The 16,842-nt window shown below is 59.0% G+C and carries 16 protein-coding genes; 10 read left to right on the forward strand and 6 right to left on the reverse strand.

Going from position 1 to position 16,842, the window contains the following annotated elements:
- The first annotated feature begins 137 nt into the window (after positions 1-137).
- From thpR to VN622_06405, 8 genes are all read left to right on the forward strand, one after another.
- Positions 138-716, forward strand: a complete 579-nt coding sequence (gene thpR, locus VN622_06370) for an RNA 2',3'-cyclic phosphodiesterase (GenBank protein HWR35477.1) — start codon at positions 138-140, stop codon at positions 714-716.
- 45 nt (positions 717-761) lie between these two features.
- Positions 762-1,460 carry a glycerol-3-phosphate 1-O-acyltransferase PlsY gene (gene plsY, locus VN622_06375; protein ID HWR35478.1) on the forward strand — a complete coding sequence of 233 codons (699 nt, stop codon included), beginning with the start codon at positions 762-764 and terminating at the stop codon, positions 1,458-1,460.
- 13 nt (positions 1,461-1,473) lie between these two features.
- A complete protein-coding gene (locus VN622_06380) occupies positions 1,474-2,505 on the forward strand; it encodes an NAD(P)H-dependent glycerol-3-phosphate dehydrogenase (GenBank protein ID HWR35479.1) in 1,032 nt (343 codons plus the stop codon).
- 159 nt (positions 2,506-2,664) lie between these two features.
- Positions 2,665-3,735: a DUF5700 domain-containing putative Zn-dependent protease gene (locus VN622_06385; protein HWR35480.1), complete on the forward strand. Its 1,071-nt coding sequence runs from the start codon at positions 2,665-2,667 to the stop codon at positions 3,733-3,735.
- Between the two features lie 124 nt (positions 3,736-3,859).
- Complete coding sequence (locus VN622_06390; GenBank protein HWR35481.1) at positions 3,860-5,647, forward strand: HD domain-containing phosphohydrolase; 1,788 nt, start codon at positions 3,860-3,862, stop codon at positions 5,645-5,647.
- Between the two features lie 109 nt (positions 5,648-5,756).
- Positions 5,757-6,713 (forward strand): signal recognition particle-docking protein FtsY, encoded by a 957-nt coding sequence (ftsY, locus tag VN622_06395; protein HWR35482.1) that lies wholly within the window; start codon positions 5,757-5,759, stop codon positions 6,711-6,713.
- Positions 6,714-6,971: 258 nt separating this feature from the next.
- A complete protein-coding gene (gene ribD, locus VN622_06400; protein HWR35483.1) occupies positions 6,972-8,177 on the forward strand; it encodes a bifunctional diaminohydroxyphosphoribosylaminopyrimidine deaminase/5-amino-6-(5-phosphoribosylamino)uracil reductase RibD in 1,206 nt (401 codons plus the stop codon).
- A gap of 201 nt (positions 8,178-8,378) precedes the next feature.
- Positions 8,379-9,029: a riboflavin synthase gene (locus VN622_06405; GenBank protein HWR35484.1), complete on the forward strand. Its 651-nt coding sequence runs from the start codon at positions 8,379-8,381 to the stop codon at positions 9,027-9,029.
- Positions 9,030-9,113: 84 nt separating this feature from the next.
- On the opposite strand, the gene VN622_06410 is transcribed toward VN622_06405, so the two are convergent.
- Positions 9,114-9,902 (reverse strand): ATP-binding cassette domain-containing protein, encoded by a 789-nt coding sequence (locus VN622_06410; protein ID HWR35485.1) that lies wholly within the window; start codon positions 9,900-9,902, stop codon positions 9,114-9,116.
- Between the two features lie 137 nt (positions 9,903-10,039).
- Positions 10,040-10,423: a hypothetical protein gene (locus tag VN622_06415; protein ID HWR35486.1), complete on the reverse strand. Its 384-nt coding sequence runs from the start codon at positions 10,421-10,423 to the stop codon at positions 10,040-10,042.
- A 224-nt stretch (positions 10,424-10,647) separates the two neighbouring features.
- Here VN622_06415 and VN622_06420 point away from each other — a divergent pair, with 224 nt between their 5' ends.
- Complete coding sequence (locus VN622_06420; GenBank protein ID HWR35487.1) at positions 10,648-11,112, forward strand: DUF393 domain-containing protein; 465 nt, start codon at positions 10,648-10,650, stop codon at positions 11,110-11,112.
- Positions 11,113-11,208: 96 nt separating this feature from the next.
- A complete protein-coding gene (locus VN622_06425; GenBank protein HWR35488.1) occupies positions 11,209-12,324 on the forward strand; it encodes a BON domain-containing protein in 1,116 nt (371 codons plus the stop codon).
- An 88-nt stretch (positions 12,325-12,412) separates the two neighbouring features.
- Here the strand turns inward: VN622_06425 and VN622_06430 are convergent, their stop codons facing one another.
- The 4 genes from VN622_06430 to VN622_06445 all read right to left on the reverse strand — a co-directional run bounded on the left by VN622_06430 (position 12,413) and on the right by VN622_06445 (position 16,820).
- Positions 12,413-13,882: a sigma-54 dependent transcriptional regulator gene (locus tag VN622_06430; protein ID HWR35489.1), complete on the reverse strand. Its 1,470-nt coding sequence runs from the start codon at positions 13,880-13,882 to the stop codon at positions 12,413-12,415.
- A gap of 1 nt (position 13,883) precedes the next feature.
- The gene (locus VN622_06435) at positions 13,884-14,447 is read right to left on the reverse strand and encodes a hypothetical protein (protein HWR35490.1); all 564 of its coding nucleotides are present in this window, start codon (positions 14,445-14,447) and stop codon (positions 13,884-13,886) included.
- 88 nt (positions 14,448-14,535) lie between these two features.
- Positions 14,536-15,873, reverse strand: coding sequence for an ATP-binding protein (locus VN622_06440; protein HWR35491.1), 1,338 nt, complete (start codon positions 15,871-15,873; stop codon positions 14,536-14,538).
- Complete coding sequence (locus tag VN622_06445; protein HWR35492.1) at positions 15,873-16,820, reverse strand: prepilin peptidase; 948 nt, start codon at positions 16,818-16,820, stop codon at positions 15,873-15,875. Before VN622_06445 ends, VN622_06440 begins: the two co-directional genes overlap by 1 nt.
- Positions 16,821-16,842 lie beyond the last annotated feature (22 nt).

Consider the following 16,842-nt stretch of genomic DNA (forward strand, 5'->3'; position numbering starts at 1 on the left):
AGACTTCAGACGCTAGACTTCGGAATTCAGTGTCCTGCCCGGCAAATACTTCAGGCGTGAACACCTGAAGTATGCCGTCGAACGTGAATTCTTGTTTTTGACGTCCGAGGTCTGCCGTCTGACATCTGCATCAACCTATGCGCCTCTTCGTTGGAATCGATATCGAGGAACCGATACGCAAGCGGATCACGCAATTTGTGGACGACTTGCGGAAGTTCGCGCCTGAACTGCGCTTTGTTGGCCCGGAGACCTACCACGTAACGCTCAAGTTCATCGGCGAGACCAACAAATTGGAAGAGATTCGACGCGCGCTCAGCGACGTTCGCTCCGCCCAGTTTCCAATTGACTTCCGCAGCTACGGCTTCTTCCCCGGCGCGAAGAACCCTCGCGTGTTCTGGATCGGAATCCAGGCGCCCGTCGCGCTGCAGCAGCTTGCGACTGCGGTCGACAATGTCGTTGCGCCGTTGGGTTTCGAGCGCGCAGACAGCCCACTCAGTCCGCACCTAACGCTGGCGCGCAGCGGCTCCGGACGTCCACGTTCTCTGTCCGGCGATCGCCCTAATCAGAAGTTCCAGCGCATACAGGAACGATTGGCTTCTGCGCCCGAACCAGAGTTCGGTACAATGGCCGCTCGCGAATTCTTCCTATACGAAAGCAGGCTCTCGCCGCGCGGCGCGCAATACTTCAAGGTGCAGTCTTACGAACTGCATCCCTGACGTAGCAGCCAATGCGGCGACAGCATACTGAACTCTGATTTCCTGATGCTTACATACGTCGTCGTCGCCATCGCCGCCTACCTGCTCGGGTCCATCCCGTTCGGCTACATCCTTGTTCGCACGTTTGTTGGCGCGGACGTCCGCGCGCAAGGCAGCGGGAACATCGGGGCCACCAACGTTGCACGCACAGGTCACAAAGGCCTCGCAATCGCGACGCTTCTCCTCGATGCGCTCAAGGGTGCCTTTGCCGTTCTGTTCGCATTTGCCTGGGGACGCCACACGCTTACCATTCCCCAACGCGAAGCGTGGTACGCGGGAGAGATGGTCGAGTACCTGCAGCACACTGTGCCTTACGTGGAGGTCAGCCGCCATCTTTATGCGCTTGCCGCAGTAGCAGCACTGTTCGCCATCATCGGACACATGTATCCAGTGTGGCTCCGCTTCAAGGGCGGCAAAGGCGTAGCGACTGGACTCGGCGTATTTGTCGCAATCGCGCCAAAGGCGGTGCTGGTCGTAATGATCGTTTTCGCGCTTATCCTCGTCGTAGCTCGTTACGTGTCGTTGGGATCCATCGTAGCCGCCGCTCTCTTCCCTGTCGCCTTCTTCCTGTTGCAGCGCGAGCAAGCCAGTCCACTTGTGCTTGCGATCACGGCAGGGGTCTCGCTGCTTATAATCTGGAAGCATAGAGCGAACATTCAACGGTTGTTGGCGGGCACAGAACATCGTTTCGGATCGAAGAAGTGAAAGGAATCAGCGCGTGAGTCAGATTGCAATCATCGGTGCCGGTGCCTGGGGCACGGCAATCGCTATCGCTCTTGGACGCAAAGGCACGCATGGCGTGCGCCTCTGGGCATTTGAAAAAGAGGTTTGCCAGTCCATTGCCGCACGAAGGACGAACGACTTATTCCTGGCCGATGCCCCCATCCCGGAAACTGTCGCCGCCACCACGAGCCTGAGTGAAGCGTTGGCCGGTGCTGAGATCGTCGTCAGCGTGATGCCGTCGCATCACACGCGCCGGGTTTATCGGCAGATGAAGCCGCACCTCTCTCCGGAAATGCTCTTCGTCTCCGCTACCAAGGGCATTGAGAACGACACATATCAGCGGATGAGCGAAGTGATCGCCGAAGTGCTAACGGTTGCGCCCAATGGCTTCACTCCCAGGCTGGGATCGCTGAGTGGACCATCCTTCGCGAAAGAAGTTGCCAAGGGAGACCCGACGGCCATCACCTTCGCCAGCCGCGATGCGGAACTCGCAGCGATCGTGCAGCGCGAATTCAGCGATCCTTCCTTCCGCGTGTACAGCAATGACGACTCCGTGGGCGTGGAACTCGGCGGTGCCCTGAAGAACATCATCGCTATTGCTGCTGGCGTCGTTGATGGGCTGGGGCTCGGACACAACACGGCTGCCGCCCTCATTACGCGCGGGCTGGCAGAGATGACTCGACTGGTTTTAGCCTGCGGCGGACGCGCTGAAACAATGGCAGGCCTAGCCGGACTCGGAGACCTCGTGCTCACCTGTACTGGCGGTCTTTCGCGCAACCGGACAGTCGGTGTGGAACTTGGCAAGGGGCGCCGCCTGGAAGACATCATCGCAGGCATGCACGGCATGGTTGCCGAAGGCGTGCTCACAACCAACGCCGCCGTCGGCCTGGCGCACAAGATGAAAGTCGAAATGCCAATCACCGAGCAGATGCACGCCATCCTGCAACAGGGCAAGCCGCCGCGCGACGCCATCCGTGAACTGATGACGCGCCCCTCAACCAGCGAAATCGGCCTTTACCGCTCCTGATGATTTCTGCGGTAAATGAAAAGCACCCGGATTCCCGGGTGCTTTTTTAGTTGTAGTACGTCCAACGAGTGGAGTGCGGAGACGCTATCCCCCAGTCGGGCCGGGTCTGCGGGAGCCAATCCAACAGCTTACGTATTCATTCATTTTGAGGAGAGCCGCATGAGAGACTTTGCGCGCTATTTGCTACTTACATTCCTTGTCCTAGTAATTTCCTCGGTGTTTGTGCTGCCCTGTCGGGCTCTGACGATGGCCGACGGCAGTCGCATCAGCATCAAGCTCGACACTTCCGAGGCCGAGGCGGTTCTCGCAATCCTTGATAAGGCATGTACACAGCAGCCCATCGCTGAGGCTGACTGGCAGCGCATCTTCAGCAGCGAGCCCTACGTAAGCTTGAAAAGGCGTGAGCACTCGATGAAGCGGAGCTTTGAAGATGACGTGTTTCAGCAATACGTGCTCTCGCCGGAAACGGTGAAGCGCACGGATGCACTGCGCTACACGCTCGAGGCCTGGAAGGGCGCGAACCTGATTGCCTCCGCGCGCCAGGTGCTCAAGTTCCTGCCCGCCGGAGCGAAGATAAACGCGACCGTGTACCCGGTCATCAAGCCTCGCGAAAACAGTTTCGTATTCGAAGACAACAAGATCTTTTTGTATTTGGACCCAACTCGCCCGAAAGAGGTGTTCCTGAACACCGTCACCCACGAACTGCACCACATTGGCATGGGGAGCGTGGAGACCGGCTTCGATGAGCGATACATGGATCTATCTCCAAACGCAAGGAAGGCTGGCATCAATGTGGGCCGTTTCGCCGAAGGCTTCGCTATGCTCGCCGCGGCCGGCTCTGCCGACGTGCATCCACACCAGTTCAGCGATCCCAAGGACCGCGCGCGCTGGGACCGTGACATGGCCAACTTCAATACCGACCTGAAGAAGGTTGAACAGTTCCTGCTCGATGTCTTGAACGGTAGGTTTGCGAGTGACGAGGAGATGTGGAACAAGGCTTTTGAGTTCTACGGTGAGCAGGGGCCGTGGTACACCCTCGGGTACAAGATGGCAGCCGCAGTCGAAAAGAAGTACGGCCGGGCGGCGTTGCTCGAATGCGAACAAGATCCGCGCCGCCTGCTCGCAACCTGGAACGTAATCGCCGCAGAGCAGAGCAAAAAGGACGAGCAGCTCGCAACGTGGTCTCCCGAGTTAATCAATGGACTGCACGCACAGCCAGTGCAGCGGTGATTCACCTTTGCTAGTCTGAGCGCCACGTCGCTGGCCGGATGGGGTAGCACCAAGGTAACGGTCTCTTCGCGCATTACGCCACTGAGGAAGCAGCAACTTACGTTAGAATTCGGCAACTCAGTCCATGCGCCTACTTCCGTCACGAATCCCGATTCTGTACTCGATTATGGGCGTGCTGCTGCTCGTCAGCATCGTGCCGATGTATTTCTATGCTGATCGCGTGGTCTCCGTGAATCGCGAGCGTCTGAAAGTGAACGAGATGCTCCTGCAGAATACGGTGACGAAGTCGCTTAGTGACGACATCGCGCAGAGGCAAGCGACCATACGCATGATGCTGGAGAACCTGGCCTCGGCCGTGCAGATCTCCAGCGGCGGGAACCTGGCTCAGGATCACGTTGCCGCGCCTGAACTTCGCGCTCTGCTGGAGAAGTTTGTCAGCTCGCATGGCGATCTTGCCTATGCCACGCTTCTGAACACCGATGCCAAGGGCATCTCCGCCGGCAAGATCACGCCAGATGTTTTCCTTCAACGTGAACTTGAACACGCATTTGCAGCCGCTCGCGACGGCCGCGCCTATAACGGACAGCCGCTCACAATCGGGGCGGGGAAAGACTCGCATACGGTTTTCCTCGCCAGCCATCCACTTTTAGCGGACGGGCGCTTCGTGGGTATGCTCGGCACCGTCATCGACCTTCAGTTTCTCGAGATCCGTCTTCGCGAATTTGGCCGTGGTGGACTCGCTCTATACGTTGTCGATCGCGAGGGGCGACTGGTCGCCGGTGCGTCGCCGCAATTCGCTACCGGTCAGGACCTTACGCGTTTCGAGATTGTTCAGAAGTTCGTTGACCAGGGCGGACGCTCGCGCCTCGTCGAGACCACCGAGTTCGCCGTCGACGAGAAGGACGGACGCACCGAACTGCTTGGTACATGCAGCCCTGTGCCTTCGCTGGAGTGGGCCGTCATAGCGCAGAAAGAACAGGGCGAGGCCTACGCCAGCGTCTATGAAATGCAGCGCTACTCACGGCTGCTGGCGTTACTGTCCGTTCTGTTGAGCATCGCAATCAGCTTCTACGCGACTCGAAAAATTACGACACCGTTACAAACGCTTACGGAATCCAGCCGGGCCATTGCCCGTGGCGACTTCTCGCAGCGCGTTACGCTTACCAGCCGCACAGAGATCGGAGAATTAGCGGCAACGTTCAATATTATGACCGGCGAGCTAGAACACTTCGTCCAGGACCTGAAGCGAGCCGCCGAAGAGAACCGCGCACTGTTCCTGAACTCCATACAGATGCTGGCCGGAGCGGTTGACGAAAAGGATCCGTACACACGGGGCCACTCCGACCGCGTGACGCGCTACTCCGTCATACTTGCAACGGAGATGGGACTGAGCGAAGAGGAGATTGACAATGTTCGCATCGCCGCCCTGCTGCATGACGTGGGCAAGATCGGCATCGAGGACCGCATTCTCAAGAAGCCCGGCGCGCTCACTCCCGACGAATTCGAGATCATGAAGACGCACACGACGAAGGGCGCCAACATTCTGCGCCCCGTCACGCAACTCGCGCTCATGCTGCCCGGTATCGAACTGCACCACGAGTCTCTCGACGGCCGGGGCTATCCCTATGGCTTGAAGGGCGACGAACTGCCGCTGATGGCGCGCATCATCAGCGTGGCCGACACGTTCGACGCCATGACGACCAACCGCCCTTACCAAGCCGCCATGGATACCGAGTATGTCGTCCGCATCATCAATTCGCTAGTGAGTACGAAGTTTGACCCGCGCGTGGTCGCCGCCCTGACATCGGTGTTCGAGAGCGGCAGGTTACAAATCCGCCGAGCCGGCTCCACCAATCCGGACCAAGGCGCGGCAGCAGTCGCAGTAAATGCCGAAGCCAGCGCAATCGTGTAGCAAGTTTTTCAGCCGTGCTGCGACAAAGCAAATGACTGATAGCGATCAGCCCAAGCGCGGCGAAGTCGCCCTCCTGCGCCGCCCGGCTCGACCGCTATAATGATCCAGCATGATTCAGACTCTGTTCGGCAGTCTCGACCAACCCGAAAAGCCATCTTTTCTAGATCGCATGAAGCAGGCGGTCACGCGCACGCGTGAGAACCTGACCGACCGCATTGAAGAAGTCGTCAGCTTCCGCAAAGAAATCGACCGCGAGACGCTCGATGACCTGGAAGCCACGCTAATCGCTGCGGACCTGGGCACGACGACAACGCATGAAGTGCTGGAGCACATGCGCGAGAAGGTGGATCGCAAGCAGATTGCAGATGTCGAGGAATTGAAGCGCGTTCTTAAAGAAGAACTGCTCGCTATCCTTACCAAAGCCAATGAGAAGCCTGCGAACCGAGTTGATGGTGAACCTGAAGTCATTCTTGTGGTGGGCGTGAACGGGACGGGCAAGACGACCTCGATCGGCAAGCTCGCGCATACGTTGCGAGCGCAGGGCAAAACCGTGCTGCTGGCTGCTGCGGACACCTTCCGCGCTGCGGCCATTGAGCAACTGGAAGTCTGGGGCGATCGCACCGGGACGGAAGTCATTAAGACGAAACCGGGCGGCGATCCTTCGGCCGTGCTGTTCGATGCCCTGCAAGCCGCGAAAGCCCGCAACGTTGACTACGTGATCGTGGACACCGCAGGGCGTTTGCACACGAAAACGAACCTGATGCATGAGTTGGAGAAGATGCATCGCACGGCGCAGCGCATCATCCCCGGCGCGCCGCACGAGACCCTGCTCGTTATGGACGCCACCACCGGGCAGAACGGACTCCAGCAAGCACGCATGTTCACCGAGTCGGCGGGGGTCACAGGCATCGTGCTCACGAAACTTGATGGCACCGCAAAGGGTGGCGTCGTGGTCGCCATCTCGCGCGAACTCGGACTGCCCGTTCGCTACGTCGGCGTCGGCGAACAAAAGGGTGACATGCTTCCCTTCAATGCCAACGACTTCGTGGATTCGCTGTTCGCGTAGTTGACTGGGACATTATCCTTTTTGCCACCGAACCGAGCTGGCAAAAGGGATCCTTCGACTCGGGCTTACGCCCTTGCTCAGGAAGACAAGGTTTTGGTTTATCTCCTTGGAGTGTGTCTTCCTGAGTGGAGCGACGCAGTCGCGGAATCGAAGGACCCCTTTCTTCAGCGCCAAGTTGGCAAAAGTGCTTTCGACTATGGCTTACGCCCTCATCTTCTCTCTTCGTCTCTCCGCGGCTTCGTGTTGAAATAGACCTCTATGGCATTGCGCGATACTGAAGAACTTTTCATGACCCAGGCACTCGATCTTGCACGGCAGGGCGTCGGCCTCACTTCTCCGAACCCGTGCGTTGGAGCAATCGTTGTGGACGAGCGTGGCCGCATCGCCGGACGCGGAACGCACACATATGAGGGCCGCAAGCACGCTGAAGTTCTTGCCCTTGAAGAAGCTGGAGACCTAGCGCACGGCAACACTCTCTATCTGAACCTGGAGCCCTGCTCGCACCAGGGTCGCACAGGCCCATGCGCAGATGCGATTATCGCGGCCGGCATCGCTCGCGTCGTTAGCGCTATGCGCGACCCCAATCCGCTCGTCAGCGGAAAAGGGTTCGAGAAACTTCGTGCTGCCGGCATCGAGGTCGTTGACGGAGTGCTTGAAGCCGAAGCACGGAAACTCAACGAAAGCTTCACGCGATACATCCGCACCCGCTTGCCGCTGGTGACGCTGAAGACAGCCATGACGCTGGATGGCAAGATCGCGGCAGCATCGAACGTTTCGCAGAATCCCACGGCGCTCGGATCGGCGCAGGCGTCCATTACCTACATCACCGGCGAAGCCGCGCGCGCGCATGTACACAAGCTGCGGCACGCAAGCGATGCGATTCTCGTTGGTGTCGGAACCATCATCGCAGACGATCCGTTGCTCACCGATCGTAGTTCACTCCCGCGCCGCCGTCCGCTGTTGCGCGTCATCCTGGACTCGCGACTGCGACTGCCGCTGGAATCGCGCCTCGTGAAGACGTGCCAGGAGGACGTGCTCGTGTTCTGCTCGTTCGCAGAAGAGAAGAAGCGCGCCGAACTCGAAGCAAGAGGTGTGCGCGTGGAGCAAGTGCCTCTCGCTACGTTTGAGCCGCAAGCCGGGGAAGTTCCTTACCCACATGCAGTTCCCACGAACAGCAAGCCTGACATGAAGAAAGTCTTCCAGCAGCTCGGCGAGTCTGAAATTACCAGCGTTCTTGTCGAAGGGGGAGCCGCAGTGAACTGGACCTGTCTGGCCGCCGGAGTCGTGGACAAGATTTTCTTCTACTACGCCCCCAAGATTCTTGGTGGCAGCGGCTCTGTACCCTTCGCGTCCGGCGCCGGATTCGCTCGTATGGCAGAGGCTGCCATGGTGCATAACATCACCGTCCACCACTTCGGCGAGGACTTTGCCATCGAAGGCTACTTGCGCGATCCGTACGCGTAGACAGTTGCCAGGTGCCAATTACCGGTTCCCATGTGCCAGCTTCCTGCTGACCGATATACTGCACACTTGCACTTGTTCTTGTCACAAACAAAGAGCACGGCACACATTATGATGTATGCGGATTATCGTTGCCGCTACTAACTGGCAGTCGGCTATTGGCCACTGGCTGCTGACAACTGGCTACTGGCAACTGGAGTTTTTATGTTCACCGGAATCGTAGAGGAAGTTGGGCGCATCGCCCGCATCGAGCAGAAGGGCGAGAATCGCCGAATCACCATTGAGGCCCGTGATGTTCCAAAGGAACTCAAGACCGGGCACAGCGTAGCCGTGAGCGGCGTCTGCCTCACCGCGCTGGATATCACGCCAACAACGTTTGCCGCCGATCTTGCGCCGGAGACATGGGTACGCACGTCGTTCTCGCGAATCACTACCGGAGCCCAGGTCAACCTTGAACTTCCGCTCCGAGCCGACGGACGAATGGGTGGACACATGGTGCAGGGTCACGTGGATGGCGTCGGGCGTCTCGTGAACTTCGAGCGCATTCCCGATTCCGAGAACTGGTGGTTGCACATAGAAGTCCCACCCGAGCTCGAAAAGTACCTTGTCTACAAGGGTTCCATTTCTATCGAAGGCATCAGCCTCACGATTGCCAAGCTGGAAGGGATGATCTGCACGGTGGCAATCATTCCGCACACGGTCGAGATGACGAATCTCAATACGCTGAAGGCTGGTGATCCTGTCAACCTGGAGGCTGACATCGCAGCCAAGTACCTGGAGAAATGGTTCCATCGCGACCGCGACCTCGGCGGCGACACGCTTACAGTCGAAAAGCTGGTGACCAAGGGGTTCTGAAGCGGTGGGCACAGCTTGGTGGATAGAATCGGAGCGCGCTCCGTGTGGAGCGCGTTTGCTGCTTGTAGCATGTCTTCAGCGCCGTCAGCGCGTATCCGGCGCCGGTTTCCAGTAGTCGAGATTCAACGCATCCAGATCGATGAACTCTCGCACGATCTGCTCCTGAGCAGCGTTCATGCCCTCTGGCGGGCCGAAGTAAATTACCTTGGCTTCGTGTAGAAAGACGACTCGGTCCGCAACTTTCTGCGCCAGTCGCATATCGTGCGTTACGACGATGCTCGTCAGCTTCAACTGATATTTCAGTTTCTTGATCAGATCCCCCAGCAGGTGCGCCATCAGAGGATCGACCATCGTCGTCGGCTCGTCGTACAGAACAGCATCGGGCTGCGCCGCCAGTGCACGCGCAATGGCCACCGACCGCTTCATCCCGGTCGAGAGATCCGATGGCAACTGGTCGCGATATTCACGGACCCCCACCATGTCCAGCAGGCCGTCGACAATCTGGTAGATCTGCTCTTCGTTCAGGTCGCCACGCTCGCGAAGCGAAAATGCCACGTTCTCGCCCACGCTGAGCGAATCGAATAGCGCGCCGTTCTGGAACACCATCGTGACCTTCTTGCGTATGCGCTCAAGCTCCGGTTCGGGATAGTCTGTGATGTCTTCGTACGCCACCCAGATGCGCCCGGCGTCTGGCTTCAGAAATCCCATTATGTGGCGTAGCGCTACGGATTTGCCTACACCGCTTCGCCCAAGGATGCATACGGTTTCCCCGGGCATCACGTCAAAGCTCACGTCGTCCAGCACGACGTTGTCGCCAAATGCCTTGGATACGTGCTGGAATTCGATATATGGCCGCTGATTCTGGTCTGCCATTCCCAAGCCTCTGCTTTGTCCTCACCCATGCGTGTGCTCCGGCCGGCGGCCAGCACGAATGCGGTCACCTGCTCTGTCAGGTTTTGCACGTCAGTCATGTTACACGTCGCAGGCGGCAGGCGGGAGCTCGGCTGCTGTCAGGCGTTGCCTCGCGACTGCTCCGGAGACCACTGGATTTCCATGCCCACGATCCTGCCTGCGATGTCCAAATCCAGCTTCGCGGGAGCCTCAACTACCGCGTCGCCGCTATAGCCGGGCACGGCGATGAATACACGCGGCTCGATGTAATCCGCCATCTCGTCTTTCCGTATGAACGTGAGTGCCTGATCGTTACGGCAGGGCTTAGGCAATACGAACATGAGGTCGGCGAGATCGCCTGTCTCTGAGACCGACACCGCGGCATCCACGGGCATGCGCGCGTGGACGTTCTCCGGCTCGATCTCCGTGTTCGGCTTGAACGACACGTAGTACAGGAACCCATCTTGCGGGTCGTACTCGGAGCGTTCTACGCGAAATGCCATGGCTCTCCCTTGGAGCACGCCTCATAGTGAACCGTTAACGGTGAACAATCACAGCATTAACGTTCGGGCGTCTTTGTACCACACAAACTCAGCAAGCTCAATCGGCTGTATTTCCAACGCATTTTGTTGAACGCATATTGTTGCGAGGTACCGGGTTTTATCACTGCGGGGGGTGCTGCGGGGGGTGTCTGAATCTCTGCAGCTATCTGGCCGTCTAAAGAATCATGGCTATTTATCCGAAACTCCGCGTGTACACGGACGGAAACTGCGAGTTCTGCTGGTGGGCTCGCGGTTTGATTGAGCCTTACGACACAGGGCGTCGCATCGATTTCCGCGACTTCAATCGTCCCGAGATCGCAGCGGAGACGCCGTTCACACGACGCGAACTCGCGCGCGAGATGCACGTGCTCACGCCGGACGGACGCTGGTATGCAGGGTTCTGGGGATGGATGGTAATCCTGCGAGTGCTGCCGCGCCGCCGCTGGCTCGCGCGCATCCTCTCGTTGCCGCCATTCCGCTGGTTTGGGCCGACGCTCTATCGTTTTCTTGCCTCGAACCGCTATCGCTTACCGCGCTTCCTGCTTCGACGCCTGGGCGCACCGGGTCTTTGCGCGGACGCTTGCGACGCCGGCCACGCCGGTTTCGATAACTCCTTCAAGCAAGTTCCTGTCGGGCTGCGAAAGGAGTAATCTGTGAGACTTGAGTGCAAAAAAAATTTCAGCAGAGGCGACAGCAACTCTGCATCTAACTTCAGTAACCACAAGTTTGGAAACAGGAGCGAACTTATGAAGGCGAAAGGTATCACTTCGTTATCCGCGTTTGGGCGCAGCGAAGCACGGATATTCGTACTGCTGGCGCTCGTACTTATCTTCGGACTCGCGACCGCTTGCAACCGCAATCCGCTTGGCTCATCGAAGAACGACTCGCAGATCGCAAGCGAAGTTCAAACTAAGGTCATGTCGGACCCCAACATCACAAGCCGTCAGATCAGTGTTCAGGCGGCGAATGGCGTGGTCACGCTCGGCGGATATGTTAACTCCGACCAGGAGCGCGGAGCCGCAGCAACGGCCGCCTCGCAGGTTGAAGGCGTAAAGACGGTCGTCAACAATCTCCAGGTTTCCACGGCGGGCAACACGCAGCTCGCCCCGGCAGATCAACAGGAACAGTCAGCCGCGGCCCCCGTACAGGAACCGGCGCGTGAGCCCGCGCGCCGCTCGGCACAGCGCGCAACCAGCACGCGCGGCTCTTCGGCCAGCCAGACACATGTCCCAGATTACAGTAACAGCAGTAGCAGCTCGGCTTCGACCGCAACAACACCCGCTCCGGCCACACCCGTGATTCCGGCTGCACCCGTGATACAGAAAGTAACCGTACCCGACGGCACGACGCTTGCTATTCGCCTCATCGACGCCGTGGATTCCGAGAAGAGCCAGCCGGGCGATACCTTCCGCGCTACGCTCAACTCACCCATCGTTGTCGATGACAATATTGTCATCCCTGCCGATGCAGACGTGGAAGGTCGCGTTGTCGATGCCAAAAGCGCAGGCCGATTTAAAGGCCAATCGGCACTCGCAATCGAGTTGACAAAGATCAGCATCAACGGGCGCGGCTACCAGATTCGGACGAATCAATGGGCAAAGCAGGGCACGTCGCGCGGCAAGAATACGGCGGCTAAAGTTGGCGGAGGCGCCGCGCTCGGTGCAATCATCGGCGGACTTGCCGGCGGCGGTAAGGGCGCTGCGATTGGCGCCACGGTAGGCGCGGGCGCAGGAACAGGCGTGCAGGCCGCAACCCACGGCCAGCAGATCAAGCTGGGACCGGAAGCGCTGCTTACCTTCCGGCTGGAGAGCCCGGTGACGGTGATTCCGGCATCACAAGCCAATCGGCGCAGATTGGAATAATCGTCCAGCGGCGGCCACAGTCATCTGCAATCGGGGCACGGCTCACGCCGTGCCCTTTCTAGTCCATGCCTGCGCTCGTGCGCTCTTCTCAGTCCAGATCATAGGCGTGAATCTTTGTGAGCAGCGTCTTGTAGCTCACTCCTAGCCTTTGAGCCGTCGCCGCCTTATTCCATTTGCACTCGCGCAGTGTTGCTTCGATTTTTGCACGTTCGACCTGACGCACTGCCTGTGATGACACCTCGGCGAGAGAACCCTCCGCGCTGGGCGTCGCGAATGCCGTCACTTCGGTGCGCGCACACCCCGCACGTACGTTCATGGAAAGCGCGAGGTCGGCAGCGTGCAAATCGCCCTCGTTCAGAATAGCGGCGCGTTCGATTACGTTTTGTAATTCGCGAACGTTTCCCGGCCAGTTATGGGTACACAAAGCGCTCAACGCATCCGGCGCAAACTTCATGCGCGGCTTCCTGAGTTCTTTTCGGAATCGCTCCAGGAAATGCTCGGCCAGCAGCACGACATCCTCGCCGCGCTCGCGCAGTGCCGGTATGCGAATGGGGAAAACAGCAAGGCGGTAGTAGAGGTCGCGCCGAAACTCTCCCGCTTCCACCGCAGATTCCAGGTCGCGATTTGTCGCTGCGACGACGCGCACGTCCACAGTGATCTCGCCCGCGCCGCCCAGGCGATCGATTTTTTTCTCTTCAATGGCGCGCAGCAGCTTGCCTTGAGCGCTCAAGGGCAGTTCGCCGATCTCGTCAAGGAAGAGCGTGCCATGGTGGGCGACCTCGAATTTCCCCGGCTTGCGCTGCAACGCGCCGGTAAACGCGCCTTTCTCGTGGCCGAAGAGTTCGTTTTCGACGAGCGTTTCCGGAATTGCCGCACAGTTGATGGTCACCATCGGCTTGCTTGCCCGCGCGCTCAACTGGTGGATCGCACGAGCGAAGAGCTCCTTCCCTGTGCCGCTCTCGCCGAGCAGCAGAACCGTGCTATCGGTAGTGGCTATGCGCTGCATCTCGCGCGCGGTTACCTGCATGGAGGGGTGATCGCCCACAATGCGGGGGAAGCCGAATTTGCGCGCATACTCCTCGCGCAATACCACGACTTCGCGCACGAGTTCCTGACGCTCCATGGCACGTGCCAGCAGATGCTTCAGATATTCAAGATCGATCGGCTTTTGAATGAAGTCGTAAGCGCCTTCGCGCATGGCATCTACGGCCTCAGCGATGGAGCCGTAGGCCGTCATAATCACGACTGGCACGCTTGCGTCTGCAGCGATGGACGCACGGAGCACGTCCATGCCGCTGCCGCCGGGTAGCTTCAAATCCGTTAACACCGCAGACAGCCGGGTCGTCGCGAGTGCCGCAAGCGCCGGTGGGACACCCGCCGCGGGCACTGCTTCGTACCCCATGCGCGCCAATGCCGTCACCAGCATCTCGCGCAACTCCGCCTTGTCCTCCACCAGCAGAATGTTATCCATCAGCCTCGATTCATCGTGCTTGTCCGTCGATACAAAGAACGAAGGCGACCGAAAGTTCGGTCGCCCGAGAATTTCGTTCAGCGACACGCTAATCCATCGACACGCCAGCCTTACGAGCTTGCTCGCGAAGATCTTCCAGCTTCTGTTTCGCGGCGCTCAACGCAGTCTGGTTCTTCGCCAGGCCCTCTTTATACTTGCGATCTTCGTCGGCCCACTTCTTGTCATCGCGCAGGCGCGCGCCGGCATCGGCGTAGAACACGGCGGCACGCAGTTTGTACTCGCGGTCCATCAAAGCAAGTTCGCGCTCCAGATCCGCGATACCTTTTTTCGCATCGCTCACTTTGTCCTTCCACTCCTGTTCGCGCTTCTTCTTTTCTTCGGGCGTATCGGCATCCTTGCTGTTGCCGGAGTCTGCTTTCGCGGACTTCGCTTCCCTGGACGCGGTCGCGTCTTTTCCCGCATCGCTCCTGGACACATCATTCGGCACTGTTGTCGACGGAATCTCGTCGTTGGTGTACACCTTACTGGCTTTCGCCTTCGGCTGCTGCTCCTTTTGCCGGCGCGCCACATCGCCCAGAGACTGGGCACCTGCGGCGAGCACCAGCGTGCCAAACAGGATCGTGCAAATGCCTGACTTCGCGATGCGGGTCATGAATCAGTCTCCCTCGTTTTTACTGCACCCGGCGCACGCAGAGGCGCGCACTCGAAGCAAAGTTTCTCTCCCGAGTTTCTGGCCTATTCTAGCGCGATTCGTTGCCGTTACCAGTGCCGTTCGCCATGGGTAGCAGGAGCGTAAACGTCGTGCCACTTTCGTCACTAGACACGCGGACACTTCCACCGTGCTCGCTTACAATGCGGTGCACCAGGGCCAAGCCAAGCCCCGTTCCTTGCGCCTTCGTGGTGTAGAACGGGATGAATACCTTGCCAACGTCCTTCGGGTCGATGCCCTTGCCGTTGTCTTTCAATTCGATTTCCAACATCTCGCCGCGCGATTGTGCCCGCACAGATACACAAATAGCTTGACCATTGTAAGCGGCCTCCGCACTGTTTCGGAGCAGGTTGCTGAAGGCCTGACGCAGCGCGGTCCGATCTCCGCGCAAGGCCACATCCAATGACACATCGCAATCCAACGCTACGCCCGCCTCGGTAGCGCAATCCTGCAACACCGGCACAAGTTCGACCGTCACGTTCCGCATTTCGCCGGGACGAGCGAACTGGAGAAAGTCCATCACCACGCGATTCAGGGTCTGTGTTTCTCGCGCGATCCGCTCGCCGAAATCCCTGGCGGTGCCAGCTTCTCCCTGCGCGAGCATCTGTGCGTATCCACTGATGGTTGCGAGGGAGTTCTTGAATTCATGCGCAATCCCAGCCGACATTTCGCCAAGCGCTGCAAGGCTCTCTTTCGTGCGCATCTGACGTGCCAATTGCGTGATTTCCGTGAGGTCGCTGACCAGGCACGCTACTCCGAGGCGCTGTCCCCCGCCGGTCTTCACGGGCGAGAGCGTTACACCCAGGACGCGGACGTCTCCTGCGGGAGTGGTGTAGTCCATCTCCGCGCGCCGGAAGCTCTCGAGTCCGTTGGACTCGGACTGCGCGTCCTCAAGCGCGTGTATCAGAGGAGCGGCATCGGTCTCGGCGTCCGCAGAAAACATTCGCAGTGCGGTCACGCCACGAAACACGTCGCGTGCATGAAGCCCGATGGGCGAAGCGTATCCGAGGATTCGCTTCCCTGCCTCATTCGCCTGCTGCACCATGCCGGCCGTATTGAACAGCACCACGCCGCTTGCCAGATTTGAGAGCACTGCGGCGCTCACGTTTTCAGTTGCCGATGCCTTTGCGCTCGCCTCTTCACGCAAGCGACGCAGTTCCTGCTCCTGCTCCTTCAACCGCTGAATCACGCCGTTGTAGGTCTCCAGCGCGAAAGCGCTTTCGCCGACGGTTCGTGAGCGTAACTCTGTGTCGCCGGTCAGTTCTCGACGCACACGACGCATGAGCCACGCACCGCCAACAAACGCAACCGCCGCAAAGAACAGCACGGCAGCCGCACGCACTGTGACCGGGTTGGCGAGCCAATCCATCAGAAGCGCCCCAGGTACCAGCGCAGGATTGCGTCGCCGAAGAACACCGTCACCAGCGCCGCGATACCGAGAAACGTTCCAAAGGGCAGCCGTAGGCATCGCATCGCTGACTCATATGCCTCGCGTCTGCGCTCTTTCTTATCCGGATAGCGGCGCATCATGGACGGCGAACTGACGCGCTTTCGCCAGAGCAGCGGGAATTGCGCGATGCCCAGTACCGCACCAATCACCGAGCCCAGGAAGATTGTGAGCAGCACCGACCAGACACCCAGGAATGCGCCGATCATTGCCATCAGCTTCACGTCCCCGAAGCCCATGCCGACCATGCCGCGCAAACGGAAATACAATTCGCCCACACCCCAGATAAATCCCGCGCCGACAAGCGCACCCAGCAAAGAATTGGCGAACGAACGCCATCCCCAATCGAATGCTGTCAGCAGCTCCGCACCATGGGCAGAGGGAGAGAACGGACCGCCGACAAACATATCGAGTAGCTGAGGAGAAAAGGCCGGAAGGACGCTGAGTGCGAGTCCGACGAGGGCTCCCGTCAGTGTCAGTTTGTCCGGCAGCAATCGATTTTCACAGTCGGTAAAAATGAGCCCGAGCGTGAGGAAGGAGAAGATACAGAACTTGATGACGAGTCCGATGAAAGGCTGGAACACCACGAAGCACGCCAGGAACAAGAGCGCGGTGGTCAGCTCAACGATCGCGTAACGCGGCGTAATCGGCGTCCCGCAACGGCGACAACGCCCGCGCAAGAACACCCAACTCAGCACCGGAATATTGTCATATGCCGCAATCTCGGAGCCGCACTTGGGGCAAGCCGAACGGGGTTTCACCACGGAAAGTCCGCGCGGAAGCCTGTAGATGCAGACATTCAAAAAACTCCCGAACGCGAGTCCGAACAGGGAAACCGCCGCCATCGCGTAGAACGTGTAAAGGTCCACAATGTGCCTGTCGTGAATCTCT

The organism is Clostridia bacterium, from assembly GCA_035561135.1.
Taxonomy (GTDB): Bacteria; Acidobacteriota; Terriglobia; order Terriglobales; family Acidobacteriaceae; genus DATMYA01.